At 65.7% G+C, this 25,853-nt stretch carries 23 protein-coding genes; 17 read left to right on the forward strand and 6 right to left on the reverse strand.

Translation table 11 applies throughout. The annotated features are described in order from the left end of the window. The 5 genes from GV792_RS03210 to GV792_RS03230 all read left to right on the forward strand — a co-directional run bounded on the left by GV792_RS03210 (window position 1) and on the right by GV792_RS03230 (window position 4,048). On the forward strand, window positions 1-921 hold the full coding sequence (locus GV792_RS03210) for a ferritin-like domain-containing protein (RefSeq protein WP_163822041.1): 921 nt from the start codon (window positions 1-3) through the stop codon (window positions 919-921). Then, window positions 918-2,438 (forward strand): flavin-containing monooxygenase, encoded by a 1,521-nt coding sequence (locus tag GV792_RS03215; RefSeq protein WP_163822042.1) that lies wholly within the window; start codon window positions 918-920, stop codon window positions 2,436-2,438. Before GV792_RS03210 ends, GV792_RS03215 begins: the two co-directional genes overlap by 4 nt. Before the next feature lie 193 nt (window positions 2,439-2,631). Next, window positions 2,632-2,961: an ArsR/SmtB family transcription factor gene (locus tag GV792_RS03220; protein ID WP_163822043.1), complete on the forward strand. Its 330-nt coding sequence runs from the start codon at window positions 2,632-2,634 to the stop codon at window positions 2,959-2,961. Further along, complete coding sequence (locus GV792_RS03225) at window positions 2,961-3,686, forward strand: cation transporter (protein WP_163822044.1); 726 nt, start codon at window positions 2,961-2,963, stop codon at window positions 3,684-3,686. The genes GV792_RS03220 and GV792_RS03225 overlap by 1 nt, the downstream gene beginning before the upstream one ends. After that, complete coding sequence (locus GV792_RS03230; RefSeq protein ID WP_163822045.1) at window positions 3,686-4,048, forward strand: DUF3703 domain-containing protein; 363 nt, start codon at window positions 3,686-3,688, stop codon at window positions 4,046-4,048. Before GV792_RS03225 ends, GV792_RS03230 begins: the two co-directional genes overlap by 1 nt. A gap of 29 nt (window positions 4,049-4,077) precedes the next feature. Here GV792_RS03230 and GV792_RS03235 read toward each other — a convergent pair whose 3' ends face one another. Then, window positions 4,078-5,508 carry an FAD-dependent monooxygenase gene (locus GV792_RS03235; protein ID WP_175583859.1) on the reverse strand — a complete coding sequence of 477 codons (1,431 nt, stop codon included), beginning with the start codon at window positions 5,506-5,508 and terminating at the stop codon, window positions 4,078-4,080. Between the two features lie 266 nt (window positions 5,509-5,774). Between GV792_RS03235 and GV792_RS03240 the strand changes: the two genes are divergently transcribed. The 5 genes from GV792_RS03240 (at window position 5,775) to GV792_RS03260 (ending at window position 12,653) form a co-directional block, all read left to right on the forward strand. Continuing rightward, window positions 5,775-6,689, forward strand: a complete 915-nt coding sequence (locus tag GV792_RS03240) for an NAD-dependent epimerase/dehydratase family protein (RefSeq protein WP_163822047.1) — start codon at window positions 5,775-5,777, stop codon at window positions 6,687-6,689. Between the two features lie 75 nt (window positions 6,690-6,764). Then, window positions 6,765-7,244: a hypothetical protein gene (locus tag GV792_RS03245; RefSeq protein ID WP_163822048.1), complete on the forward strand. Its 480-nt coding sequence runs from the start codon at window positions 6,765-6,767 to the stop codon at window positions 7,242-7,244. A gap of 167 nt (window positions 7,245-7,411) precedes the next feature. Then, window positions 7,412-9,595 (forward strand): choline BCCT transporter BetT, encoded by a 2,184-nt coding sequence (gene betT / locus GV792_RS03250; protein WP_163822049.1) that lies wholly within the window; start codon window positions 7,412-7,414, stop codon window positions 9,593-9,595. Next, window positions 9,592-11,103 (forward strand): aldehyde dehydrogenase family protein, encoded by a 1,512-nt coding sequence (locus GV792_RS29485; RefSeq protein ID WP_163822050.1) that lies wholly within the window; start codon window positions 9,592-9,594, stop codon window positions 11,101-11,103. The genes betT and GV792_RS29485 overlap by 4 nt, the downstream gene beginning before the upstream one ends. After that, complete coding sequence (locus GV792_RS03260) at window positions 11,103-12,653, forward strand: GMC family oxidoreductase (protein WP_178124414.1); 1,551 nt, start codon at window positions 11,103-11,105, stop codon at window positions 12,651-12,653. Before GV792_RS29485 ends, GV792_RS03260 begins: the two co-directional genes overlap by 1 nt. Before the next feature lie 23 nt (window positions 12,654-12,676). On the opposite strand, the gene GV792_RS03265 is transcribed toward GV792_RS03260, so the two are convergent. The 3 genes from GV792_RS03265 to GV792_RS03275 all read right to left on the reverse strand — a co-directional run bounded on the left by GV792_RS03265 (window position 12,677) and on the right by GV792_RS03275 (window position 14,075). After that, the gene (locus tag GV792_RS03265; RefSeq protein WP_163822051.1) at window positions 12,677-13,054 is read right to left on the reverse strand and encodes a DUF488 domain-containing protein; all 378 of its coding nucleotides are present in this window, start codon (window positions 13,052-13,054) and stop codon (window positions 12,677-12,679) included. Window positions 13,055-13,173: 119 nt separating this feature from the next. After that, entirely contained in the window at window positions 13,174-13,668 is a 495-nt protein-coding gene (locus tag GV792_RS03270) for a hypothetical protein (protein ID WP_163822052.1), read from the reverse strand. Window positions 13,669-13,766: 98 nt separating this feature from the next. Continuing rightward, the gene (locus GV792_RS03275; protein ID WP_163822053.1) at window positions 13,767-14,075 is read right to left on the reverse strand and encodes a hypothetical protein; all 309 of its coding nucleotides are present in this window, start codon (window positions 14,073-14,075) and stop codon (window positions 13,767-13,769) included. Window positions 14,076-14,645: 570 nt separating this feature from the next. Here GV792_RS03275 and GV792_RS03280 point away from each other — a divergent pair. The 7 genes from GV792_RS03280 (at window position 14,646) to GV792_RS03310 (ending at window position 22,459) form a co-directional block, all read left to right on the forward strand. Beyond that, window positions 14,646-15,116 (forward strand): RDD family protein, encoded by a 471-nt coding sequence (locus GV792_RS03280; RefSeq protein ID WP_163822054.1) that lies wholly within the window; start codon window positions 14,646-14,648, stop codon window positions 15,114-15,116. 59 nt (window positions 15,117-15,175) lie between these two features. Beyond that, the gene (locus GV792_RS03285) at window positions 15,176-15,628 is read left to right on the forward strand and encodes a VOC family protein (protein WP_163822055.1); all 453 of its coding nucleotides are present in this window, start codon (window positions 15,176-15,178) and stop codon (window positions 15,626-15,628) included. 61 nt (window positions 15,629-15,689) lie between these two features. Further along, on the forward strand, window positions 15,690-16,115 hold the full coding sequence (locus GV792_RS03290) for a nuclear transport factor 2 family protein (protein ID WP_163822056.1): 426 nt from the start codon (window positions 15,690-15,692) through the stop codon (window positions 16,113-16,115). Between the two features lie 90 nt (window positions 16,116-16,205). Then, complete coding sequence (locus GV792_RS03295) at window positions 16,206-16,688, forward strand: nuclear transport factor 2 family protein (RefSeq protein WP_163822057.1); 483 nt, start codon at window positions 16,206-16,208, stop codon at window positions 16,686-16,688. 132 nt (window positions 16,689-16,820) lie between these two features. Further along, window positions 16,821-17,273, forward strand: a complete 453-nt coding sequence (locus tag GV792_RS03300; RefSeq protein WP_163822058.1) for a MaoC family dehydratase — start codon at window positions 16,821-16,823, stop codon at window positions 17,271-17,273. Between the two features lie 141 nt (window positions 17,274-17,414). After that, complete coding sequence (locus GV792_RS03305; RefSeq protein ID WP_163822059.1) at window positions 17,415-20,732, forward strand: serine/threonine-protein kinase; 3,318 nt, start codon at window positions 17,415-17,417, stop codon at window positions 20,730-20,732. A gap of 248 nt (window positions 20,733-20,980) precedes the next feature. After that, window positions 20,981-22,459 carry an MFS transporter gene (locus GV792_RS03310; RefSeq protein ID WP_163822060.1) on the forward strand — a complete coding sequence of 493 codons (1,479 nt, stop codon included), beginning with the start codon at window positions 20,981-20,983 and terminating at the stop codon, window positions 22,457-22,459. Window positions 22,460-22,487: 28 nt separating this feature from the next. Here GV792_RS03310 and GV792_RS03315 read toward each other — a convergent pair whose 3' ends face one another. Then, complete coding sequence (locus GV792_RS03315) at window positions 22,488-24,227, reverse strand: DUF3556 domain-containing protein (RefSeq protein WP_163822061.1); 1,740 nt, start codon at window positions 24,225-24,227, stop codon at window positions 22,488-22,490. Between the two features lie 85 nt (window positions 24,228-24,312). Beyond that, window positions 24,313-25,788 (reverse strand): MDR family MFS transporter, encoded by a 1,476-nt coding sequence (locus tag GV792_RS03320; protein WP_163822062.1) that lies wholly within the window; start codon window positions 25,786-25,788, stop codon window positions 24,313-24,315. Window positions 25,789-25,853 lie beyond the last annotated feature (65 nt).

Here is a 25,853-nt window from a genome sequence, read left to right on the forward strand (position 1 = left end):
ATGGCTTTCAACTTCGACGATATGCTGGCCAAGATCAAGTCCCGGCAATGGGCGCTGGCCGATATCGACTGGGAGGCCCCTGGCGCCGAACTCATCGACCCCGAACTGCACGCCAAGCTCGAGCCGTTCATGGCCGATCTGATGTGGATCGAGAACGTCGGTGCCCGCGGGTTCGCCGCCATGGCGAAAAAGGCACCAACGGAGACACTGCGGGAGATCTACCGCTACTTCCACGCCGAGGAGCAGCGGCACGCCAACGCGGAGCTGGCGCTGATGCGCCGGTGGGGCATGCTCGACGGCGACGAGATCCCCGAGCCGAATATCAACGTCAAGTTGGTGATCGACTTCCTCGACAAGCACGCCGACGGCATGTCTCTGTCGTTTCTCGGCACAGTCATCCCGATGCTGGAGGTCGCCCTCGATGGCGCGCTGATCAAGTTCGTCACCGACGAAATCGACGACCCGGTCGCGCAGGAGGTGTTCAAGAAGATCAATGCCGACGAATCCCGGCATCTGGCTACCGATTACGCTGTCATGGAGCTGCTCGGCCACTCCACCGCGCGCACACTGCTCATCGACCTGGTCGGCGGCTGGATCAAGCCGTCGCTGCTCATCGGGCTGCTCAGCTATGTGCCGCTATTGAACAAGATGCGTGACAATATCGTCGAGATGGGTGTGGACGAGGAACGCCTGTATGCGGCCATGCGGCGATTCAAGGCCGTCGGTGAACGCACTCCGATCGCCAACCGCGTCCCCATGTACCGGATCGTCAAGATGCACAGCGACTGGGTGATCAACCGGGACCACCCCTACCATCTGGTGGCCGATGCCCTGGTCAAAGTGACCGCACGCATTCCCGATCGTCTCCTCGGACCACAGCCGACGTGGTCCAAGGAACTCACCTACGAGCCGGTCGCATGAGCGCCACCACGCCACTGGATGTGGCGATCATCGGCGCCGGCTTCGCGGGTATCGGCACCGCGATCCGTCTGCGCCAGAAGGGCATCACCGACTTCGCGATCTTCGAACGCGACACGAAAGTCGGCGGTACCTGGCGCGACAACACCTATCCCGGCGCGGCCTGTGATATTCCGTCGCGGTTGTACTCCTACAGCTTCGCGCCCAACCCGTACTGGTCGCACACCTACTCCGGAAGTCCCGAGATCCTCGACTACATCGAGTCGATGGTCGACGAGTTCGGCCTGCGGCCCCGGATCAGGTTCGGGCACACCGTCACCGGGGTGACATTCGACGAGACGAGCGCCCTGTGGAATATCACCTTCTCGGGTCGGCGGCGCACGGTCCGAGCGCGCACCATCGTCATCGCGTCCGGCCCGTTGTCCAATGCGAGCTTCCCCGCAATTCCGGGGATCGAGGACTACCAGGGACACAAGATCCACAGTGCCCGCTGGGATCACGACTACGACTTCACCGGTAAGCGGGTCGCCGTGGTTGGCACCGGGGCCAGTGCCGTGCAGATCGTTCCCGAACTCGTACACCGGGCCGAGACGGTAAAGGTTTTTCAGCGGACGCCAGGCTGGGTGTTGCCGCGGGTGAACCGTTCGACGAACGAGCTCACCAAACAGCTCTACCGTCGACTGCCGGTGACCGAATCGCTTGCCCGCCAGGGGTGGTTCTGGGGGCATGAATCGGTAGCGCTCGGGGTTGTCTGGAACACGCCGCTGACGCGGGTCGTGGAATCGGTGGCCAAGCTGCATCTGCGCACCCAGGTGCGGGACCCATGGCTACGCCGCCAGCTGACGCCGGACTTCCGGGCCGGATGCAAACGTCTGCTGATGACCAGCGATTTCTACCCGGCGTTACAGCGCGCGAACTGCACCCTGGTGACCTGGCCGATTGCCCGCATCAGCGAGCACGGTATCCGTACCGCCGAGGGCATCGAGCATCGCTTCGACTGCATCGTCTTCGCCACTGGTTTCGATGTGTCCAAAGCCGGCAGTCCCATCCCGGTCACCGGGCGCGACGGGCGGGTGCTCGACGAGGAATGGAGTAACGGCGCTTACGCGTACAAGAGTGTCGCGGTCGCCGGGTATCCGAATCTGTTCCTCACCTTCGGTCCCAACTCGGGGCCAGGCCACAATTCGGCGCTGGTGTACATGGAGGCGCAGATCAACTATCTGACCGACGCCATCGGCATGATTGTGCAGCAGAACCTGCGCACGCTCGAAGTGCGCCGCGATACACAGGACCGCCACAATGCGCGCCTCCAGAAGCGACTGTCCGCCACCACGTGGAACTCCGGATGCCGCAGCTGGTATCTGACCGAGGACGGTTTCAACGCCACCATGTTCCCCGGTTTCGGCACCCAGTACGTCCGGCAACTGGCCGCCGTCGATACCGACGACTACATCCTCACCTCGGCGGCCACGTCATCGGCGATCCCCAGAGACGATCATGCCGTGGTGCCGCTCGGTTAGTTCCGATGTGGGTCGTCGCGTCCATGCCCCGTCGCAATGGGCATGGACGCACCGGGCAGTCGGGCACCCGCTCCTCCGCACAACGCCTCGTCGAACATCGACCACGACTTTGTACAGGTCCTCTTGCCAGTAGAGCGTTCATTCCAACAATCCACTATTAACTGAATACAGATATGGCTGTACTATCGGAGCCATGGAGACCGTCCTGCACACCGACGCGCTGTCCCGTTTCGGACACGCCCTGTCCGACACCACCCGCACCCGCGTCCTACTCGAACTCCGCGATGGTCCGGCCTATCCGGCGGAGCTGGCCGACAAGATCGGCGTCACACGCCAGATTCTGTCCAACCACCTGGCCTGTCTGCGCGGATGCGGCCTGGTCGTCGCGGTCCCGGAGGGTCGGCGTTCCCGCTACGAGCTCGCCGACGTCCGGATCGCCGCCGCCCTTGGCGATTTGCTGGGGCTGGTCCTCGCGGTCGACCCGGCTTGCTGCCCGGACTCCGACACCGAGGGGTGCTGCTGATGACCTCGATCGGCGTGCCCCAGGGGCGGCCTTCCGCAGTCCGGACCGGGCCGGACCCCGCCCGTAAGGCATTGCTGGCGCGCCGGATTCAATGGTTTGTCGCCGCCACCATCACCTACAACGTGATCGAGGCGATGATCGCCCTCGCCGAGGGCACGCGGGTGTCGTCCACCGCATTGATCGGGTTCGGCCTGGATTCGGTGATCGAGGTGTCCTCCGCCGCCGCGGTCGCCTGGCAATTCGCCGGGCGCGATCCGCAGAAGCGGGAAAAGATCGCGCTGCGGATCATCGCGTTCTCCTTCTTCGCCCTCGCCGCCTATGTCACCGTCGACTCGATCCGGGCGCTGCTCGGCGTCGGCGAAGCCGAGCACTCCACCGTCGGCATCGCCCTGGCCGCCGCCAGCCTGGTCATCATGCCGGTCCTGTCGGCCGCGCAGCGCCGGGCCGGGCGCGAACTCGGATCTGTTTCGGCAGTGGCCGATTCCAAGCAGACCCTGCTGTGCACATACCTTTCGGCGGTGCTACTGGTCGGATTGCTGCTCAACAGCCTGTTCGGCTTGGCGTGGGCTGATCCGATCGCAGCCCTGGTGATCGCGGTGATCGCGGTCAAGGAGGGCCTCAACGCCTGGAAGGGCGACACCTGCTGCCCGGCACCACCGATCAGCCTCGACACCGCGCCCGCCGACTGCGGTGACGACTGCTGCACCACCGGGAAGGACCGCTGATGTCACGTATCCCCGCACCCGCCCGTACCCGCTACCACCAAGAGATGCGGGCTGCGAAGACCGCCATCGCGACAGAGGAACGGTGGTCGCACCTCGAGCGCGCACACATACTGTCCCAGCCCGACCCGTGGCTGCACACCCGTAACCACGTCGCCATGTTCGCCCTCGCGGTGCGCCAACGCGACCGTCGCGAAGCCCTCGGCCAGATAGTCCGGATCGTGGTCGCCGCACCGGGTTCCCTGTCCGGCCACTCCCCGGCGGGCAACACCGGCCGAGCCGACGCCGGTTTGCGGCAGGTCATGCCGATACCGACCGACCTCGACGCCCTGCTCCACCCGACAACTACGGCGCGGCACCGGTAGCGCCGCTCATTCCGCCCACTCGGGTGAGATCAGGTAGCGTGGTTGCCGAACCAGCGGGCGAGGTGGCCGTTCAGGCCCTGTTGACGTTCGCCGATCCAGGCGACGTGACCGTCGGGACGGAGCAGCACGGCCGGAACATCCAGTGCCACAGTGGGATCCGCTATGAGATCGACTCGGTCCGACCACCCTTCGACGGTCAGGCGTCCGGTGCGGTCGAGTACCAGGCCGCGGCCCTTACGCAACCGGTCGTATAGCCGGCCCTGTTTCAGGTCGATATCGTGCATGCGCCGGCCGAGCAGATCGGGTCCCTCACCGAAGTCGTAACGGATATCGATTGCGGTGATCTTCTCGATCAGATAGCGGTTCACCTGCTCGAAGACCATGAGTTCGGTGAGCAGCCTACGCACGGCCCGCGGGCCAGGTTCGGTGGACAGCAGTTGCGTCTGGGCGCGGGTGTTGTCCAGGACTGCTTCGGCGACCGGACGACGTTCGGCTTGGTAGCTGTCCAGCAACGTCTGCGGCGCCCGGCCGTGGATCTGTCCGGCCAGTTTCCAACCGAGATTGACCGCGTCCTGGATCCCGAGATTGAGGCCTTGGCCGCCGATGGGCGGATGAATATGGGCCGCATCGCCTGCCAGCAGCACCCTGCCGACTCGATAGCATTCGGCCAGCCGGGTCGCATCGCCGAAGCGCGACAACCAGCGCGGGGAATGCACACCGAAATCGGTTCCGGCGATGGCGCACAATGCTTGTCGGAAATCTTCGATGGTGGGATGTTCCGCGCGCGCTTCGTCGACTCCCACGGCCGGCACCACGACGCTGTAGACCCCTGCTTCGAACGGCCGCACACTGAGTCGCCTATCGGTCGCGCCGAGGTCGGCCACCATGGCGGCGATCCGCTCCTGCGGCACACTCACTTCCATCTCACCCATGAGCGTGTCGTTTCGCGACGGCTCTCCGGGGAAGCCGACGCCGAGCAGTTTGCGCACCGAACTACGCGCGCCGTCACAGCCGACCAGATACCGCGAACGCAGCCGCTCCCCATCGGCCAGTTCGACGGATACGCCCTCGTCGTCCTGATCGACACCGACCACCGCGCAACCGCGCCGGACCTGTGCACCCAATGCGATCGCATGGTCTTCGAGCAGCTGGTCGATGACCGGCTGCGGGATGCCGAGCAGATACGCGTATGCGGAATCCAGGCCTTCCGGCGGAGGTGCCGGGATGGCGGCGAAGATACCGCCGACCGGACGTTGTCGCCCGCGTTCGAGGAGGCGATCCAGCAGTCCGCGCATCGCCATCAGTTCGAGGCTGCGGATGTGCAGACTGACTACGCGGACCATCGACGACGCGGGCTCGGTTTCCTTCTCCAGCACGAGTACCCGCACATCGTGCAGCCGTAGTTCGGCCGCCAGCATCGCACCGGTCGGCCCGCAGCCGGCAATGATCACATCGAACATGAACCATCCATTCGCCCGGTTTCGCCGGGGGTACTTGTCGTCGGGCACGGCGGCGTGTGCACGCCTCCACATACTTCCGGATTTCCGCAGGTCCTGGCACTGGACGCCTATTGTGCGGCGCACTCGGACCGTGCCGCAAGCGATATATGGTGACAGGGGTATCCGCCCTGATCCGATGCAGTGACCACCCGCACCAGCTGTCACAAGCGACGCTCATGCGGCGTCTCATGCCGACCTGAACATCTCAGCGACATCGAAGGAGGGTTATGACACTGTCTGTTGTGGTCGGCGCGGGAGGTGTCGGGACGATCACCTCGCAGCTGCTCGCCGACGCCGGGCATGAAGTCCGCCTGATCACCCGCAGCGGAAGCGGCCCCGAGGACTCACAGATCCGCTGTATCGCCGCGGACGCCACCGACACCGGGCGGCTGATCGAACTCACCTCCGGAGCCCTGACGCTGTTCAACTGCGCCGCCCCGCCGTACAACCGCTGGCGGACCGATCTGCCACCGCTGTTCCGGGCACTGCTGCGGACCGCCGAAGCGACCGGTGCCGGCTACGTCATGCTCGGCAACGTCTACGGGTACGGCGCCCCCGATAAGCCGATGACCGAGGACCTGCCGATGGCGCCCAATTCGGTCAAGGGTGAGCTGCGGGCCCAGGCCTGGCAGGAGGCCGTGGCAGCACACGATGCGGGCCGGGCGCGTGTCACCGAGGTCCGGGCCAGTGATTTCCTCGGCCGAGGAGCGCAATCGAACTTCGGGATCATGGTGGCGCCCAAGGTTATTGAAGGAAAGACTGCCTTGTTTCCGGCAGACCTGGATGCCGAGCACAGCTGGACCGGCACCGCCGACGCGGCCCGTGCTCTCATCGCGGTCAGCGAAGACGACCGCGCGTGGGGCCGAGCGTGGCATGTTCCCACCAACCCGCCGATAACTCCGCGTCACCTGGCGGAGCGGCTCGCCCTGATCGCCGGTGCTCCCCCGGCGAAAGTGCGCCGCATGCCGGGCTGGATGCTCCGGGCGGCCGGTCTGGTCTCACCGATCGCCCGGGAGCTACCCGAGGTGCAGTATCAACTCCAGCGCCCGTTCGTCCTCGACTCGGCCCTCACCGAGCAGACGTTCGGACTACGCCCGTCCCCGCTCGCCGAAATCCTGGGCGAAATGACGATCAACGAATAATCCGCAGTGATCAGCGTGAAGGTGACCGAGCCGGGTATCCGCGCAGCATGAAGCAACGACCCGAGGAGGCAACTCATGGCTAGTCAGCTCATCCGGCTCGGCGCGGCGGCGGCGATCGCGTCCGCGGCGGTCATCGCGAGCGCAGGGCAGGCCGCCGCCCAACCGACCAGTGTGACGATCAACGGCAATATGCAGGTCATGGGCATGAACGTGCTCCATGTCGACGCACAGGGCGCACCGGGCAACCCCACAACCGGCACGTATGTCGCGACCGCCAAGTTGGGGAACATGACGCTGCCGGTCCGTGTCACCGGACCGGTCACCTGTATGACGGTCAAGGACAACACCGTCTCGCTGATCTACCCCATCACCACCACCGAACCGGTCATGCTGTTCGCGCCGGATTCGATGGCCATCCAGATCACCGTCACCAAGGGCCAGGACGGTGAGCCGAACCGGATCGGTTACGGCGTCCCGATGCCGACGAACTCCTTCCGCGGCTGCGAACCAGGTCAGACGCCGTTGATCTTCGACGGGACCATAGACATCCGCTGATTCAGCACCCGCGTCCAGGAGCCCTGGACCGTGCTCAGCACCGGTCGACGTGACCCGGTGACAGCCATCCGCGTCGATTCGAACCGGCCGAGTGGGCGGCGAACCGATCTCGGACACGACGCCGATGTTGCCTTCTACCTCGCACATACCGGACTAGCGTCCTTCATATGAGTGGCGTCAGCGATCCACCGGGCAGCGACAACACCGAACACGAGCCGACTGTCGACGCCGGCGCGACCGACCACTCCGCCCATCCATCACATCCGCAGGCGGGCCGCGGGTCGGTCAACACACCTGTCTTCCTCGTCGCCGCCGGCCTGGTCCTCGCTTTCGCGATCTGGGCGCTGGCCGCACCCGGCAGTGCCGAGACCGTCGTCGGTGAGGTCAAAACCTTCATCTCCACGTGGTTCGGCTGGTGGTACTTCATCCTCGCGACCGGCATCGTCGTACTGGTCGCGTTCCTCGGCATCAGCAAGTACGGGCGCTACCGGCTGGGACCGGAGGAATCGCGGCCGGAATACAGCCTGTTCACCTGGACAGCGATGCTGTTCGCCGCAGGCATCGGTATCGACCTGATGTTCTTCTCGGTCGCGGAGCCGGTCTACAACTACCTCTACCCGCCCCTGGGCCCCGCCCAGACCAATGAGGCGGCCCGCGCGGCGACGACCTGGACGATCTTCCACTACGGGGTCAGCGGCTGGGCGATGTATGCCCTCATGGGTGCCGCACTCGCCTATTTCGCGTTCCGGCACAATCTGCCGCTCACCATCCGCGCCGCCCTCTACCCCATCTTCGGCCAGCGGGTGCACGGCCGGTGGGGCGATGCCATCGACGTCGCCGCGGTACTCGGCACCATCTTCGGCATCGCCACCTCCCTCGGCATCGGCATCGTGCAGCTCAACTACGGTCTCAACGAAATGTTCGGCATCTCCCAGGGCAAGGCCGCCCAGATCGGGCTGATCGCGCTGTCGGTGATCGTCGCGACGATCTCGGCGACCTCGGGCGTGGACCGCGGCATCCGGCGATTGTCGGAACTCAACGTCATCATGGCGATCGCTCTGCTGATCTACATCCTGGTGGCGGGCCGCACGGACTTCCTGCTCAACGCGCTCACCCAGAACGCCGGTGATTACGCAGCTACCTTCCTTGACCGAACCCTGGACACCTTCGCTTGGGAACGCAATCCGGAAACGGCCAATGAGCCGACCGCCTGGCTGGACGCCTGGACGCTGTTCTTCTGGGCATGGTGGGTGGCGTGGGCGCCGTTCGTCGGACTGTTCCTCGCCCGCATCTCGCGTGGCCGCACGCTGCGCCAGTTCGTCTTCGGCGTCCTGGTGGTGCCGTTCAGCTTCATCCTGTTGTGGATCTCGATCTTCGGCAACAGCGCACTCGACGTCGCGCGCGACGACCCCGAGTTCGCCGCCACGACGGCCGAAAAAGCAGAGGTCGGTTTCTACTCACTGCTCGAGCAGTACCCCGGCGCCCCACTGCTACTCGGTATCGCGACCATCACCGGCCTGTTGTTCTATACGACCAGCGCCGATTCCGGTGCGCTCGTGATGGGCAACTTCACTTCGAGACTGCCCAACCCGATGGCCGACTGCGCAACGGGCACCCGCATCTTCTGGGCGGTGGCCATCGGCCTGCTCACCCTGTCGATGTTGTTCGCAGGCGCGGGCGGATCCATCACGACACTCCAGAACGCCACCATCATCATGGGACTGCCGTTCTCGTTCATTCTCGCCCTGATCGGCATCGCCTTGCTGCGCTCGGTGCGCAACGAGTCCTACAAGCTCGACAGCTACCGCACCTCGCTGCCGAATGCCATCGCGGCCGGGCGTGGTCCCTCCGATCTCGGCAGCTGGCGTCGTCGGCTGCTCGCCACAATCAGCTACCCCGGACCTGCGGCGACACGCAGATTCATGGCCAATTCGGTGAGTCCCGCTATGCGCGAGGTCTGCGACGAGTTCACCCGCGCGGGCGTGGCCGCGACCCTCGACGAATCGGAGCGCACCGAGGGCATGCCCACCTCGCGGCTGGTCGTCGACCAAGCCAACGAGCCCCGCTTCGAGTACTGCGTATGGCCGGTGTCGGCGCCGACACCGACGTATGCGGTACGCGCACAACGTTTCGAGGACCGATATTTCCGCTGCGAGGTGTACCTTGCGGAGGGTTCACAGGGCTATTCGCTCAACGGCTACACGCGCGAGCAGATCATCGGCGACATTCTCGACCAGTACGAACGCCATCTCGGCTATCTGCATCTGCGGCGCTCGGCGACCGAACATCATGAGCCGAATCCCGGCGGCGCCGACACCGACAGCGATCCGGAAGGGAGATCCACCGCATGAGTTCCACCCTCTATATCGACGGCGCCTGGACCGCCGCCGCATCCGGTGAAACACGCGAAATACGTTGTCCAGCAGACAATTCCCTTGTCGGTGTGGTCGCGGAGGCCGGGGCCGCCGATACCGAGGCAGCCATTGCCGCCGCGCGCCGCGCGTTCGACGACGGACCCTGGCGTCAGACGTCGGCCGCCGAGCGCGGCGACCTCTTGTTGAGGGTCGCCGACGTGATCGACGCCCGGCGCGACGAATTCGTCCGCGCCGAGACCCTCGACACCGGTAAGCGGCCGTACGAGTCCGATATCGACATGTCCGATATCGCGAACTGCTTCCGGTACTTCGGCAAACTGGCAGCCGACGATGCCGGGCGCGTGGTCGATGCGGGTTCTCCGGACGTCGATTCCCGGATCATCTACGAGCCCGTCGGGGTGTGCGGGCTGATCACACCGTGGAACTATCCACTGCTCCAGGTGGCGTGGAAGGTGGCGCCCGCATTGGCCGCTGGCAACACGTTCGTCCTGAAACCGGCGGAGTTGACACCACACACGTCCATCCTGTTGATGTCGGTCCTGCACGAACTCGGTGTGCCGCAGGGCGTGGCCAATCTCGTACTCGGCGCCGGCGGCACTGCCGGCGCACCGCTGTCCGCACACCCGGATGTGGATCTCGTTTCCTTCACCGGTGGCCTGATCACCGGCAGAGTCATTGCCCGCGAGGCGGCGGCGACGGTCAAGAAGGTGGCGCTCGAACTCGGTGGCAAGAACCCGAATGTGGTCTTCGCCGACGCCTGTGACACCGACGAGCGGCTGGCTGCCGCAGTCGACAATGCGCTCAATGCGGCGTTCCTGCATTCCGGTCAGGTGTGTTCGGCGGGTGCGCGGCTGGTCATCGAGGAGAGCGCGCACGACCGTTTCGTCGACGAGCTGGTGCGCCGCGCCGAGCAGATCCGGCTCGGGCTGCCGTTCGATCCGGGGACCGAGACCGGCCCGCTCATCTCCGCCGCCCATCGCGACAAGGTGCATGCCTATGTCGAGCAGGCCCGCGCCGAGGGCGCCGTCATCCGCACCGGCGGCGCCTTCGCCACCGGCGACCAGGGTTCGGGCAACCTCGATGACGGCTACTTCTACCCACCGACCGTCATCGACCGCGCCACCCGTGAGATGGCGTGCGTGCACGATGAGGCGTTCGGGCCGACGGTCACCGTCGAGACGTTCACCACCGAAGACGAGGCCGTCGCGATCGGCAACGACACCGACTACGGCCTGGCCGGCGCGGTGTGGTCCTCTGATGCCGCACGCGCACGCCGTGTCGCCGCCCGGCTGCGACACGGCACCGTATGGGTCAACGACTTCGGACCGTATCTGCCGCAGGCCGAATGGGGCGGGTACGGGCATTCGGGGATCGGCCGCGAGCTGGGGCCGTCCGGGCTGCACGAGTACCGCGAAGCCAAGCATGTCTACGAGAACCTCCGGCCTGGCGTCACCGGCTGGTTCGCCGACCGGAAGGAGCAGTAGTGAACGAATACGATTACGTGGTCGTCGGCGGCGGGTCCGCCGGGGCGGCGGTCGCGGCCAGGCTCTCCGAGAACTCGTCGGTGACGGTCTGCCTGCTCGAGGCCGGTCCGAGCGACGTCGGCGACGAGGCGATCCTGCGGCTTGACCGCTGGATGGAACTGCTCGAATCGGGCTACGACTGGGACTACCCCATCGAGCCGCAGGAGAACGGCAATTCGTTCATGCGGCATGCCCGTGCGAAGGTGCTCGGCGGATGTTCCTCGCACAACAGCTGTATCGCCTTTTGGGCGCCGCGCGAAGATCTGGATTCCTGGGAGCGCGACCACGGTTGCGCCGGGTGGGGTTCGGAGTCGGTGTATCGGCTCTATCCGCGGATCGAGACCAACGACGCGCCCGGCGACCATCACGGACGCAGCGGTCCGGTGCACATCATGACGGTCCCGCCCAACGATCCGTGCGGGGTCGCCGTGCTCGATGCCTGCGAGGCAGTCGGCATCCCGCGCGCCGAGTTCAACTCGGGTACGACCGTCATCAACGGGGCCAATTTCTTCCAGATCAACTGCCGATCCGATGGAACACGTGCGTCCTCGTCGGTCAGCTATCTGCACCCGAATCTGGACCGGCCGAATCTCACTGTCCTGACCGGTTCGTGGGCGAAGAAGATCGTGATCGAGGGCGGGCGGGCCATCGGGGTCGACATCACCGACAACGCCTTCGGCCGCACCACCCGGATCTCGGCGGACCGCGAGGTCATCGTCTGCGCCGGTGCGATCGACTCGCCGAAACTGCTCATGCTGTCGGGTATCGGACCCGCGGATCACCTGCGTGAGAACGGGATCCCCGTGCTGGCCGACTCCCCCGGTGTCGGTGCGCATCTCCAGGACCATCCCGAGGGTGTGATCGGTTTCGAGACGACGCGGCCGATGGTGCGTAGCTCGACCCAATGGTGGGAGGCGGGCATCTTCACTCCGACCGTCGACGGACTCGACCGCCCGGATCTGATGATGCACTACGGCAGTGTGCCGTTCGACATGCATACGCTGCGGCAGGGATACCCGACCGCCGAGAACACCTTTTGTCTCACGCCGAATGTCACCCACGCCCGTTCACGTGGCACCGTCCGGCTGCGCTCCTGCGATTTCCGCGACAAACCGCGCGTCGACCCTCGCTATTTCACCGATCCCGACGGTCACGACCTGCGCGTGATGATCGCGGGCCTGCGCAAGGCCCGCGAGATCGCCGCGGCCGCACCGCTGGCGGAGTGGGTGGCACGCGAGCTGTACCCGGGCCCTGGCACCGAATCCGACGCAGAGCTGGCCGACTACATCCGCCGCACCCACAACACCGTCTATCACCCGGCCGGGACGGTGCGGATGGGCGCCGCCGACGACGCGATGAGCCCCGTGGATCCGCAGTTGCGGGTGAAGGGCGTCGAGGGCTTGCGGGTCGCCGACGCCTCGGTGTTCCCTGAGCACACGACGGTGAACCCGAATATCACCGTCATGCTCGTCGGGGAACGCTGCGCCGAACTCGTTGCCGACGCCCGGTAGCGGTCGGTGGGACGGCCGTTCGCCTACGTGTGGTGGCCGCCTCCGACGAGGTCGGCGAGCACCGCGGCCTCGCTGATCTCGATGTCCTTGGTCGCGGTGAGCAGGGTGAGCATCCGGCGTGCGGCGAGATCTCGGAGATGATCGAGTTCCGCCGCACACTCGGAGTCGGAGAGTTCGGCCCGGTAGCGGCGGCTGAACTCGTTGAAGCGCGCCGGTTCGTGGTCGTACCATTTCCGCAGCTCGGTCGAGGGGGCGATCTGTTTGCACCATTCGTCGAGGTGGGCACGTTCCTTGCTCATACCTCGGGGCCAGAGCCGGTCGACCAGGACGCGGGTGCCGTCATCGGGTGCGGGATCGTCGTAGATCCGCCGGATCTGGACATGCGGTGGCGTGTTTTGCATCGCCAGTTCTCCCTTCAGGCGGCTGACGGTGGTTCCCTGGTATCGCCGAAAGGTGTGGTCCGGTACGCCGAACCTGCGCGCTGTGCGTCCCTCAGCCTAGCGACCCCCGCAGGCCCGGCTCAATAGCTCACTGTCGCATCGCTCCATTCGAAGCAGCCGGTGGCATGCCTGGTCGTCGTGGTGCCCCGCCGCAGTTCGGCCGTGACCCTTCCCTGTGCGCCATTGGTGAAATGTCCATCGCCGCTGCCGGATTCATATCTCATCGGGTCGATCATGACGGTCTTCCGGCGAGATACCGTGTCACAGATGATGTCGTAGGCGTAGCCGGGACCGTGCGGCGGCCCACCGGGGTGCTCGCTCGGCGATTGCGCGCCTTCGTAGGCGTATACGTGCAGGGTGTCGGCTTCACCGTCGGCGCAGCTGTAGGTCACGGTGACCGCGAGGGTCCCTGCGCTGTCGTCCGCACCGTCCGGAGCGTGCACGAAGGTGACATCGTCGATGGCTAGTAGCCCGCCGTAATCGGCAGCGGCCGGGCTCGACCCGGCCTGCGCAGCGACGCCGGACAATATCGCGATCATGGCAGCGGTCCACGCGACGCCGCGCAAGCCAAACATGTGATGCCCTCCACGAGTACCAACGATGTGGTCCGCACCTCGACGGCACGAACCTGCTACGACATTCGTCGCCGATACCTCGATGGATCGGTCTGCGCCTACCTTCTCCCCAACAGCCGCCCCCATAGCGCGGCAGCGCCCTTGCGGCCCTTGTCAACCGGGTCCACGTCCGCGGCGGCCACAACTTCCGGTGCCGGCATCTCCTCCGCGGTCGGCGCCGCCGGCCGTTTCACCGCCGACCACCCCATGGGTTCGGTGGGGACATCAATGAGGATGGGCAGCACCACTGTCGGTTCATCGTCGAGATCGGCACGCAGCTGGGTGAAGAACGCCTCCAGTGAGCCGTATCGGCCCGTCACATCGTCGACGAAATCCAGCACCGCCGACCGTGAACGCATCATTTGCATCGCTATCCCTCCATTCGACTCCACCACACCCACCGGCCTCGTCACATCGTCGGAACGAGGCAATACACGAATACGCAAGCAGGACAACAGTTCTCAGTAAGGCCCGCTGATGTCACATCGATACCGCAGAGGACGACCAGATCTCCGCCCCCTGGATGCCGCGCAGCGGCTGATCCCACTGTAGCCACATATCAGCAAATTCGCCTCGTCGCCGCGAGAGTGTCGACTCGATCCGGTCGACACAACGGCCGAATCGGTGCACCACAAGAAGACTATCCAGCCGTAGCGACGGCACTGCCGGTATCGTCGAAGTTCACAGGCCCACCGCCGAAGCCGTCTGGCGATCATTCAGCAATCAGGCTCGCGAACTCGCGCCGACCACGCGTCACCGGATCGCACCCCGGGATGTCCGGAAGTCGGCCAGGCACTTTCGCCGTGGGGTCGACTCTACCGACGTGTCCCGGCCAATGACGTCCCCGATCTCGTTCGATTGTGAGATCGTTGGTTCGACCACCCGATGGGCGGTGCGACACTCCGGACACGTGGAACCACTTTTCAGGAGGAGCAAGCATGGTGAGCGCAGGTGGATACGACCCTCGGTTCGAATCGGCCGCCGGAGTCAAACCCGGCGGACTCGGCAAACGCGCCGCAGCCCGGTTCGTCGACTGGATCCTCGCGGCGATCATCGGCGCGATCTTCTTCTGGCTACTGAACAAGGCCTGGGACACTCCGGACTGGGTTTCCATTCTGCCCGGCGCCGGATTCGGATTCTTGTACTTCCTCGGCTTCGAGGTGGCTACCGGATCCACCCCCGGCAAGAAGCTGCTCGGACTGCACGTCAATGGTTCGGGGGGCGCACCGAAACCGAGCCTCAAGGATTCGGCGGTCCGCAACGCCTACATGCTGCTCAACCTGATTCCCTGCATCGGCCCGGTGCTGTGGTTCATCGCCGCAATAGCGATCGCCACCACGATCAGTTCGAGCCCAACCAAACAAGGCTGGCACGACCGGATGGCCGGCACACAGGTCATCGACGTGTGAGACCGAGGTGAGCCGGATCAGGCGATTGACTGTCGGTGACGGGTGATAGAAACACGGATATGGCTTTGAACTGGAAACTCGTCATCGACAGTCGCAATGCGGCAACACTTGCCGACTTCTGGGCGGCCGCCCTGGAGTACGAGGTCGAAGATCCCAGCGCGCTCATCGACCACCTGCTTGCCGCCGGTCAGCTCGGTGAAGACGCGGTACTCGAACATCGCGGACGCAAGACCTTCCGCGGTTACGCCGCGATCCGGCACCCCGACGATCCGTTCGACGAGCTCAGCGGCGTCGGCCGCGGGCGTCGGCTGCTCTTCCAAGACGTACCGGAGGACAAAACCGTCAAGAACCGGCTACACATCGACGTGCACAGCGAGCCGGACGGCCTCGACGCGCTGGTGGCCCGACTCGAAGGGCTCGGCGCGACCCGCGTGCGCGAGTTCGACCGCGGTCCCGCCGGGCACTGGTGGGTGATGCAGGACCCGGAAGGGAACGAGTTCTGCGCGGCATAGTCCGTCGAGCAGCTGCCGGATTCGGCCCCACCGGGGTGGCCGGGTGCGCTTATATCGAGGGATGGATCTGCAGACGATCGCGGACCGGATCGCCATCGGCGATCTGCTGACCCGCTATGCCCACGCCGTCGATACCAAGGACTGGCAGCTGTACCGCACCGTGTTCACCCCGGACGCCCATATCGACTACACGACGGCCGGCGGTCCGGTCGGCGACCTGGACACCGTGGTGACGCAGCTGTCGGTGGCGCTCGAATTATTCTCCCGCACGCAACATTTCGTCTCGAATATCGACGTGACGCTTCGCGGCGACAGCGCCACGGTGCGGGCGATGTTCTTCAATCCGATGATCGTCTCCACGGGCAAACAGTTCTTCTGCGGCGGCTGGTACAACCATGAGCTGGTCCGTACCGATGATGGCTGGCGCAGCAACCGGCTGATCGAGGATTCCGCGTGGTTCGACCGGCTGGAGCAGGCCTTCAGCTGACCACAGGCCAGGCAACGATGGCACGAGGACGATTCGGCAAAACTAGAATTCGTTCTTGTCATCCGCGGCAGGTCGTGCCACGCTCGGCCGATGGACCTGGTCGCACTCGAAGCCCTCCGCGCACTCAAATACCGGTACTTTCGCACGCTCGATCTGAAACTGTGGGACGAGTTCGCCGATACCCTCGCCCACGACGTCGAAGGCCGGTACGGCACCCATGCGCTCGGCGAGCCGCTGGCTCTGAACGGCCGTGCGGCCGTGGTGGGATTCCTGCGCGACAATATGGGCGTTGGCATCGTGACCACCCATGTGGCCAACCACCCCGAAATCACGGTCGACGGCGACGAAGCCACCGGCAGCTGGTTGTTCGAAGACACCGTCATCGCGACCGACTACGGCGTGCTCATCCGGGGCTCCGGCTACTACACCGACCGCTACCGCCGCGATCCCGACGGAGCGTGGCGCATCACCGCCACCGGGTATGTCCGCATCTACGAATCTTCCCAGTCGCTCGCGGATACCCCGAGCCACCGGCTGCTGTCCAATATGTGGGCGCCGTCCGGGTCATCCTGAAGTCCACTGCGAATGGCCCGCTCGACATCGCCGCCGTTGGCGATCTCAACGTCGTATTCAGCGACGATCCTGGACCGCCCTAGCACCCGGAAGCTACCGTCGATCTCCTCACCCGATAGACAGGAGACGACCGTGACCCGGGTGTTCACCTCCCTCGACGATGTCCGTGCCGCGCTGAGCGAGCCGATCGGGCCCAGCGACCCCCTCATGGTGGATCAGGCGCGCATCACCGCGTTCGCTCAGGCAACCGACGACCTTCAGTGGATTCATGTGGATCCGGAGCGCGCGGCCAACGGGCCCTACGGTGCCACGATCGCCCATGGCTATCTCACCCTGTCCCTGCTTCCGCACTTCAGCCGGTCACTGTTGTCGTTCGAGTTCGGTTCCGCTCGAATCAACTATGGCGTGAACAAGGTTCGCTTCCCAGCTCCGGTGCGGGTGGGGACAGAACTCCGGGCGACGGTCACCGTTATCGATGTCGGCGAGTCCCCCATGGGTGCCCTGGTGACGACGAAGTATGTGATCGACGGCGGCGCGAGCAAGCCCGCATGTGTGGCGGAAACACTGGCCCTCATTGTCGCCTGATCGGCACCATGACTCGCACACCGGCCACAGACGCCCGCCTCGCTGTTTCCGGCTCGCACCGATAACCGTTCAACGGCGCTATTGTCGACATTGCACCACCGAGCGAGTGCGCACCTGATTCGTACAGAATCGAGGCCGGGAATGGCCGATATACAACCGACGCAGCGAAGCCCGTCCGCAGGAATAATCGCGGAACTGAATGCCGAGGGCTTCGAACAGGCCGAAGAAATCGGGCGGGGTGGCTTCGGTGTGGTGTATCGGTGCGCCCAACCCGACCTCAACCGCATCGTCGCGGTGAAGGTGCTGACCTCGGATCTGGATCCGGAGAGCCTGCAACGGTTCCTGCGGGAGCAACGTGCCATGGGCCAGCTCTCGGGGCATCCGCATATCGTCGACGTCTTCCAGGTCGGCACGACCCGCGGTGGTCACCCCTATCTGGTGATGCCGTATCACGCTCACGGGTCCCTCGAGCAGCGCATCCGTGATTCGGGTCCGCTCGATTGGGTCGAAACCCTTACGCTCGGTGTGAAGATTGCCGGTGCGCTCGAGGCGGCCCACCGTGCATCCACCCTGCATCGCGACGTGAAGCCCGGCAATATCCTGCTCACCGACTACGGCGAACCGCAACTGTCGGATTTCGGAATCGCACGCACCCTCGGAGATTTCCAGACCGCGGCAGGCATCATCACCGGCTCACCCGCGTTCACCGCACCGGAAATCCTGGAGGGTGACGCCCCCACCGTCGCTTCCGATGTCTATGGCCTCGGCGCGACGCTGTTCTGCGCACTGACCGGGCATGTGGCCTATGAGCGTCGGGCGGGTGAGCAGGTGCTTGCGCATTTTCTGCGGGTGGCAGCGCAGCCGGTCCCCGACCTGCGGCGCGAGGGCCTGCCCGATGACGTGTGCGCCGCGATCGAGCAGGCTATGGCCCGGGTTCCAGCCGAGCGCTACGAATCCGCCGCCGCGCTGGGTGAGCAACTCCGCGCTGCCCAACGTCACCATGGTCTGCCGGTCGATGAGCTGCTGCTGCCCGCCGATTCGACGCCACGGATCTCCGCCACCTCGCGGTCGACCCGGCCCCGTGGACGAAGCACCGCTCCCCCGACGCCGGGGACGAAATATCGACCACCGACCGCGGCCCGGACTCTCGTCTCCAGGAAACGGCTGCTGGATCAGCTCCGTTCGGGCGCGGGCAAGCGTATGACGCTCATCCACGCGCCCAGTGGGTTCGGCAAGACCACCCTGGCAGCACGGTGGCGCGATGAAATCTGCGAGGCGGGCGGCGCGGTCGCCTGGCTGACCGTCGACAGCGACGACGACAATGTGGTGTGGTTCCTCGAGCATCTCGTCGAGGCCGTCCGCGTGCCTCGGCCAGTGCTCGCGGCCGAGCTCGAGCAGACGCTCGAGGCCCATCCGGAGGAGCCGACCCGCTACGTCCTCACCACTCTCGTCAACGAACTCCACAGCGCCGATGACCATCTGACGGTCGTGCTCGACGACTGGCAGCGGATTACCGGGCCTGATTCGGTGGCTGCGGTCCGATTCCTGCTCGACCACGGCTGCCACCATCTGCCCCTTGTCGTCACCAGCACATCCACCGCCGACCTGCCGCTGAGCCGATTGCGCATCAACGGCGAACTCGTCGATATCGATGTCGACGCATTGCGTTTCGATGCCGACGAAGTTCGATCGTTCCTGGCCGAAGCAGGCTGCCTGCGGCCCGCGGTCGATATCGACGCCCTGACCCACACCACCGATGGATGGGCGGTCGCCTTGCAGTTGGCGGTCCTGTCCTTGCGCGCGGGCGAGGACCCGGCTCGACTGGTCGCCGACCTGTCCGAGCGCGCCGATATCGGCGACTATCTCGCCGAGAACGTCCTCGAAACACTCGATCAGGACACCCTGGACTTCCTGACCACGACCTCCATCTGTGGCAGGCTCTGTGGCGGCCTTGCCACCGCGCTCACCGGATCCGAGCATGCGCCGGCGACACTCGACGAAATCGAGCATCGCGGACTCTTCCTTGAACGCGTGGGCCCGGACCGCCAGTGGTTCCGATATCACCAGATCTTCGCCGGGTATCTGCGCCGCCGCCTCGAACGGGATCGGCCCCCGCCGGAGATCGACGCGCTGCACCTTCGCGCCGCGGCGTGGTTCGCGCGCCACGATCTGCTCAATGAAGCCGTCGATCACGCGCTCGCCGCCGGAGACCCGGACCACGCGATCGATCTCGTCGAGCAGGGCGCCTCCTATCTGCTCGAGCACGCCAATATGAGCATGCTGCTCGGCATATTGGCCAAGCTACCTGCGCTGTCGATCCAGTCGAGGCCGCGTATTCAACTCTGGGTGGCGTGGGTGAATCTGGTGCTGCGCCGCCCGAGCGCACCGGCCAGGGTCGTGCTGTCGCGCTTGACGGCCGCCCTCGACGAGGCAGCGGTGACCAGTGCCGAACTCGCCGACCTGCGCGCCGAGGCCGATGTCATCGACAGCGTCGCCGAGGTCTTCAACGACCGGATCGACAAGGTCGACCAACTGGTCGGGGACGTCCTGTCGCGGCCCGACGACTTTCCGCCTCGGGTCACCGGGGTGGCGGGCAATATCGACTCCTTCGCCGCGATCCACCGTTTCGAATTCGACGCCGCGCGGCGCAGACAGCGGTGGACAACGCCCTATCATGAGGCGACGGGTCCTTTTGTCCGCGTGTACGGGCGCTGTTTCGCCGGCATCGCGGCCCGCGAACTGTTGGACATTCCTGCCGCGTATGCGTCGTTCGATTCGGCATACGAACTTGCCGCCGAGACCATGGGCCAGCGAGCTCATGCGGCACGGCTGGCCGGCGCCCTGCTCAGCGAACTCCGTTATCTGACCGGCGATCTCACCGGCGCCGCGGAACTTCTGCCCGACAGCCGCGAGTTGGCCGCCGAAGGCGGCGGCCTCGTCGATGTCATGATCGCGACCTACGCAACCGCGGCGCGCATCGAGGCGGCGAACGGCGACACCGACGCGGCGGCGAAGCGGCTGGCGGAGGGCATGGACCTCGCCGAGCACCACGGGCTCGCCCGCCTGGCGGCCCGCCTGCGCAACGAGCGGATCCGGCTGGGGCACGGCGTCTCGGAGATGACGGTGCGGCAGTTGCTGCGCCCACGATCACTCGGTGGCGCCGACGGCATCGCTATCGTCACCGCCGAACTCGACGAAGACTCCGCCATCCGCCTGCTGTTGATTCGACACCAGCAGGACGAGGCACTCGACCGCGCGCGGACGCTGGCGGACGCCATCGATCCGGACCGTCGTCCGATGGCGGCGGCGGCGGCGACGCTGCTGCTCAGCGCCGCACTGCGCGCAGCGGGTGAGGTGGAAGAGGCCGAGCGGATCCGGGAGCCCGCCGCGGCCCGCTGCGTCGAGGTGGGACTATCCCAATTCCTGCTGGACTCGACACTCGGCCTGCCCGGAGACTGACCGACCGAACCAGGTCGAGTCCGCTCAACCATCGGTAGCCGTGCACATCCCTCGATTCCGATGTGAGGCTCCACCGTGCCAGGACAGCTCGACGTGCCCACCGGCCCATGCCGCTCGCATGAGCGTCCCGGGCAGCGGGACGGGACACGCGATTCTGGGTAACACTTGATTAGCGTCGCTAAATTATTGGTGCCTTATCCACAAAACGGAGGAGAGGTGTGGCGGCGACGCGAGAACGGACCGGTCGAATGACGTGGTGGAATCCGCGACTCGCGGGCGCCTATCGGGGACGCGTGCTGGTCACGGTGCTCGCCTTCGCCGGGATCCTCGCCGCCCTGATGCAGACCATCGTGATCCCCCTCGCGGCCCAGCTGCCCGATATGCTCGGCGTCGGCGCCGACAGCGCGTCCTGGGTGATCACCGCGACCCTGCTGACCGCCGCCGTGGTGACGCCGATCAGCGGGCGACTCGGGGACATGTACGGAAAGCGCCGGGTCCTGCTCGTCTGCCTGGCCATCCTCACCCTCGGGTGCGCGATCTGCGCACTGTCGAGCACGCTGTGGGTGGTGCTGCTCGGGCGGGTACTGCAGGGCACCGCAACGAGCGCGATCCCCTTGGGCATGAGCATTCTGCGCGACGAGCTGCGCCCGGTCCGGGTGCCGACCGCGATCGCGTTGATCAGCGCCACCCTCGGCGCGGGCGCCTCGGTAGGGCTTCCGGTCTCGGCCTTCGTCGCCCAGCACTTCGACTGGCATCTGATGTTCTGGTCCGCGGCCGCCATCGGCGTCATCGCCATGGTCGTGGTGCGGATCTTCGTGCCGGAATCTCCGGTGCGCACACCCGGGCGATTCGATTACGTCGGGGCACTCGGTCTGGCTACGGCGCTACTGTGTCTGCTGGTGCCGATCACCAAGGGTGCGGCCTGGGGGTGGTCGAGTGCGGCGGTGATCGTTCCACTGATGCTGTGTCCGGTGCTGGCGACCTGGTGGGTGTGGTACGAGACCCGCGCTGCCAATCCCGTTGTCGATATCGCGATCTCGATGTCACGGCCAGTGCTGCTGACCAATATCGCGGCGGTACTCGCCGGTTTCGCTATGTTCACCCAGCAGGTGCTCACGCCACAATTGCTCCAAGCCGACCCGAGCACCGGATACGGACCCGGCCGCTCGATCATCGTCGCGGCCCTCGCGCTCGCCCCCTCGGGTTTCGCGATGATGCTCGTCTCCCCCATCGCAGGTCGGCTGTCGAACCGCTTCAGCGCCAAGACCACACTCATCGCCGGGTTGTTGATTTCCTGCCTCGGCTACGCATGCGCCACTGTGGTGCCGTTCGGGGTGTGGCAGCTGACCATCGTGTCTGCGATCAACGGCGCTGGAGTCGGCCTGGCTTACGGCACGATGCCCGCCCTGGTCATCAGCGCGGTCCCGGAATCGGAGACGGCGGCGGCCACCGGATTGAACACCCTGATGCGGATGATCGGTTCCTCGAGTGCGAGCGCAGTGCTCGCGATGCTGCTCACCATGATCACCATGCAGACCGCGGACGCCACCGCCCCAGCCGAGATGTCGTTCCGGCTGGGTTTCGGCCTCGGCGGCATGGCAGCGCTCGCGGCCGTGGTCGTCGCCGCATACCTCCGCGCGGGCGGACACGGCAGGCGCACTGTCGACGTGGTCGAGGCCGCCGTGCCCGGATCCATGCCTTCCGAGTACCGGCCCGTTCGGGCATGAGGTGCTGGCACCCACGGCGACGTCGGAGTCAGCGACCCGCTGGTAGCTGCTCGGCCGGATAGACCGGCAGGTCGTCATCCCATGGTTGCCGAGAAACCATGTCCGCGACCCGCACTGTGCCGCTCTCGAATTCGCCGGTCGCCGCGTCGACGAGCCGGTAGCGCTGGGTCTGGGTGTGAATGGGCTGGGCGTCGAGCAGCACCACCCGCACCTCCCCTGGTTCGAATCCGCACCGCTCGTGCAGGGCGGCGATCAGGTGTTCGTTGTGCATGTGGCCGTCGCCGAAGTTCCAGCCGAGCGCGGTGGAGCAGATGCGTTCGCCGTCGGTGATGGTGTAGTCGGACTCGTCCTGGTCGGCCATGGCTCGGTGGGCCAGGGTGAACAGTGCCCTGCCGTGGGTGTTGAACGCGCGGAACGCATACCCCAGATAGAGCGGGATCTGCGCGGCCTCTTTACTGCCGTAATACCGTTCGAGCTGGGCGGCGGGCATGGCGGCGACGGCGATGATGCCCGCCCGGATCTTCGCCTCGGCCGAGGGCTTGACACACCACAGCGTGGTGTCCCAGTTCCCGGCGTAGTACCGCATTCCCGGCAGGAACGAAATCTTGGCCGGGAAGAGATTGCCAAGGATCACCACGCCCGCGATCACAGCGAACGACAGACCGAGCACCGCCGGGTTATTCGCATCGGCCAGACCGAGATCGGCATGGCCGACGAACAACGTCAGCACACCGAAGATCATGAAGACGTTCCACTCCAGCGGCACGCCCATCGGGATAGCCGCCAGGATCGTCAGATGGAAGCAGATCATCACGGTGGCGGCGATGGCTGTCGGCCACCCGCCGTGGCTGAAGAACAGCACCAGCGGCACACACAGTTCCACGACCGTACCGCCGTGCGCCAGTACCCGTGAGGGGCGGCCTGGCCGCAGGTCATCGGGAAAGCGCTCGAAGAACATCCGCTTGACGACCTTCGGACGCAACACCGGGTTGTTCGACATCATCGTCGAGACCACGAACGGAAAGTGCTTGTTCAGCTTGGAGATCGCCGCGCCCATCCAGATGACGACGAACACGATTTTCGCGGCGACGATCATGTCGACACCGGTGAACAGGAAAGTGACCGTGAGCGTCGCGTACACCTCACCGCGCGCGGCCAGGAAGATTACTTTGTCCCGGAGCCCGAGCACGGCGAGCACGGCCAGAATCGCCACGACTTTCCACGTCGGCAGCACACCCACCGTGGTATCGAGTGCCGGGATCGGACCGCTCCCGCCCGAGCACAAGGCCACCACGAGCAGCATCAGCAGCGCCCCGTACAGCGCGGCATCGAATGGGGTGCGTGCCGTACCCGCGGTGAGCGGCACACGACCCGGCCACGGTGGCAGCCGGATGGTGCCAGGCCGCAGCCAGTACAGGATCGAACCCATGGGCGGGAAGAACCGGTTGTTCAGCGGCCCGAAACCGCAGCCGAGCCCGAGCACCTCGAACAACATGGTGAACAGCACGACCTTCTGGAACACGATGGGTTCGGTCCACCACGACCCCACATCGGTGACGCCGTCGATGCCGGTGGTACTCACCGCGATCAGCCATGCGGCGAGGATGTAGAGCGCGATCTTGACGACATAGAACAGGTGCAGCGCGGCGGGCGTACCGAAACCCACCTCCGCCCAGTGCCTGGCCATCGGCCGGATCTTCTCCGACCTGGTGCCCTTACTCCATTCGGCATAGTCGACTACCGGCAGGTTGGGACGAAGAAACCCCATCACACGATCCGTTCTGTCTCCCAGAATAAGAACGTGTTCTACTTTAGCGGCCGTCCTCGCCGCCGTTCGCAGATCAACAAAACGGTCAGCTCTTGACCAGTTCCAGCTCCGGTTCCTCGGGCTCCTCCGAGCCGGGCGGCTCCTCGGTGTCGTCTGCCCGGTTCGGCAGCAACACCGCCACGACGATGATGAGCACCGCCAGCGCCGCGGAGACACCGAAGGCCAGCCGCATTCCGTCGAGGTGAGCGGTCGTCGCATCGACGCCGTCGTCGATCAACGAGCCGCTGCGCGTGGACATCACGGTCACCACGAGCGCGGTGCCGAGCGCGGCCGCGACCTGCTGCAGTGTGCCGAGCATGGAACTGCCGTGCGCGTACAGGTGCTGTGGAAGCGCACCGAGGCCGAGGGTGAAGACCGGAGTGAACGCCGCGGCCAGCGACGCCATCAGCAGGATGTGCAGGCCGAGCAGCTGCCAGTACGGTGTGCTCATCGAGATCTGGGTGAACCCGGCCAACGACACCGTGATGCCGACCGACGCCGGAATCACCAGCGTCCGTCCACCGAACCGGTCGAACAGGCGCCCGATCGTCGGACCGAGCAGGCCCATCGCCATCCCACCCGGCATCACGAGCAGACCGGTGCTCAGCGGACTGAGCTCGCGCAGATTCTGCAGGTACAGCGGCAGCAGGATCATCGACCCGAGCATCGCCAGGAACGCGATGGACATGAAGATCAATGACTTGGTGTAGGTGCCCGACAGCAGAATGCGCAGATCCAGCAGCGGGGTGCCGGTGCGCTGCAGCCGCAGCTGACGCCAGACGAACACGCCGATCAGCGCGATTCCGGCGGCGACGATCAGAGCCGGGGTGGTGACGCTACCGGTTTCGAAGCGGCTCAGGCCGTACACCAGGCTGCCGAATCCGAGGGCGGCGAACGCCACACTTGACCAGTCGATCGCGCCGGCCTCGGGCTCACCCACGTTCTCCAGCCGCCGCAGGCCGAGCCAGGTGACCAGCCCGGCGATCGGCAGCACCAGTACGAACAACCAGCGCCACGAACCGATCTGCAACACCAGTCCGGACAGGACCGGGCCCATGGCGGGCGCGACCGAGATGGCGAGGGTGACATTGCCCATGACCCTGCCGCGGTCGCGTTCGGGCACCACCGTCATCAGCGTGGTCATCAGCAGCGGCATCATCACCGCGGTACCCCCAGCCTGAATGACGCGCCCGATCAGCAGTATCGCGAACGTCGGGGCGACTGCCGACAGCGCCGTGCCCGCGAGGAACACTCCCATCGCGATCGCATAGGCCCGCCGCGTGGTGACCCGCTGCAGGAACCATCCGGTGACCGGGATGACCGCGGCCATGGTGAGCATGAATACGGTGGACACCCATTGCGCCGAGCGCTCGGTGATGTCGAGATCGGTCATCAGCCGCGGAATCGCGTTGATCATGATGGTTTCGTTCAGAATCACCACGAAGGTCGCCAGCACCAGCAGCCGTATCACCGTCGGCGTCCGCTGCCCTTCCTTCCGGCGGGCGGATTGAGCGAGGGGCATCGGGGGTACCTCCGGTAATCGTGAACAGAGCGGTGTGGCCGATAGCAGCCACACCAGATCAGACG

Source organism: Nocardia cyriacigeorgica (genome assembly GCF_010868145.1).
Lineage (GTDB): Bacteria > Actinomycetota > Actinomycetes > Mycobacteriales > Mycobacteriaceae > Nocardia > Nocardia cyriacigeorgica_D.

What these genes read in the sequence shown, in the direction of transcription:
- betT (WP_163822049.1), top strand. Translation starts at nt 7,412, where the DNA reads ATGAGTGGCGTCAGCGATCCACCGGGCAGCGACAACACCGAACACGAG.
- GV792_RS03235 (WP_175583859.1), bottom strand. Translation starts at nt 5,508, where the DNA reads ATGTTCGATGTGATCATTGCCGGCTGCGGGCCGACCGGTGCGATGCTG.
- GV792_RS03245 (WP_163822048.1), top strand. Translation starts at nt 6,765, where the DNA reads ATGGCTAGTCAGCTCATCCGGCTCGGCGCGGCGGCGGCGATCGCGTCC.
- GV792_RS29485 (WP_163822050.1), top strand. Translation starts at nt 9,592, where the DNA reads ATGAGTTCCACCCTCTATATCGACGGCGCCTGGACCGCCGCCGCATCC.
- GV792_RS03240 (WP_163822047.1), top strand. Translation starts at nt 5,775, where the DNA reads ATGACACTGTCTGTTGTGGTCGGCGCGGGAGGTGTCGGGACGATCACC.
- GV792_RS03310 (WP_163822060.1), top strand. Translation starts at nt 20,981, where the DNA reads ATGACGTGGTGGAATCCGCGACTCGCGGGCGCCTATCGGGGACGCGTG.
- GV792_RS03225 (WP_163822044.1), top strand. Translation starts at nt 2,961, where the DNA reads ATGACCTCGATCGGCGTGCCCCAGGGGCGGCCTTCCGCAGTCCGGACC.
- GV792_RS03320 (WP_163822062.1), bottom strand. Translation starts at nt 25,788, where the DNA reads ATGCCCCTCGCTCAATCCGCCCGCCGGAAGGAAGGGCAGCGGACGCCG.
- GV792_RS03220 (WP_163822043.1), top strand. Translation starts at nt 2,632, where the DNA reads ATGGAGACCGTCCTGCACACCGACGCGCTGTCCCGTTTCGGACACGCC.
- GV792_RS03210 (WP_163822041.1), top strand. Translation starts at nt 1, where the DNA reads ATGGCTTTCAACTTCGACGATATGCTGGCCAAGATCAAGTCCCGGCAA.
- GV792_RS03295 (WP_163822057.1), top strand. Translation starts at nt 16,206, where the DNA reads ATGGACCTGGTCGCACTCGAAGCCCTCCGCGCACTCAAATACCGGTAC.
- GV792_RS03265 (WP_163822051.1), bottom strand. Translation starts at nt 13,054, where the DNA reads ATGCAAAACACGCCACCGCATGTCCAGATCCGGCGGATCTACGACGAT.
- GV792_RS03280 (WP_163822054.1), top strand. Translation starts at nt 14,646, where the DNA reads ATGGTGAGCGCAGGTGGATACGACCCTCGGTTCGAATCGGCCGCCGGA.
- GV792_RS03290 (WP_163822056.1), top strand. Translation starts at nt 15,690, where the DNA reads ATGGATCTGCAGACGATCGCGGACCGGATCGCCATCGGCGATCTGCTG.
- GV792_RS03230 (WP_163822045.1), top strand. Translation starts at nt 3,686, where the DNA reads ATGTCACGTATCCCCGCACCCGCCCGTACCCGCTACCACCAAGAGATG.
- GV792_RS03270 (WP_163822052.1), bottom strand. Translation starts at nt 13,668, where the DNA reads ATGTTTGGCTTGCGCGGCGTCGCGTGGACCGCTGCCATGATCGCGATA.
- GV792_RS03305 (WP_163822059.1), top strand. Translation starts at nt 17,415, where the DNA reads ATGGCCGATATACAACCGACGCAGCGAAGCCCGTCCGCAGGAATAATC.
- GV792_RS03215 (WP_163822042.1), top strand. Translation starts at nt 918, where the DNA reads ATGAGCGCCACCACGCCACTGGATGTGGCGATCATCGGCGCCGGCTTC.
- GV792_RS03275 (WP_163822053.1), bottom strand. Translation starts at nt 14,075, where the DNA reads ATGCAAATGATGCGTTCACGGTCGGCGGTGCTGGATTTCGTCGACGAT.
- GV792_RS03285 (WP_163822055.1), top strand. Translation starts at nt 15,176, where the DNA reads ATGGCTTTGAACTGGAAACTCGTCATCGACAGTCGCAATGCGGCAACA.
- GV792_RS03315 (WP_163822061.1), bottom strand. Translation starts at nt 24,227, where the DNA reads ATGGGGTTTCTTCGTCCCAACCTGCCGGTAGTCGACTATGCCGAATGG.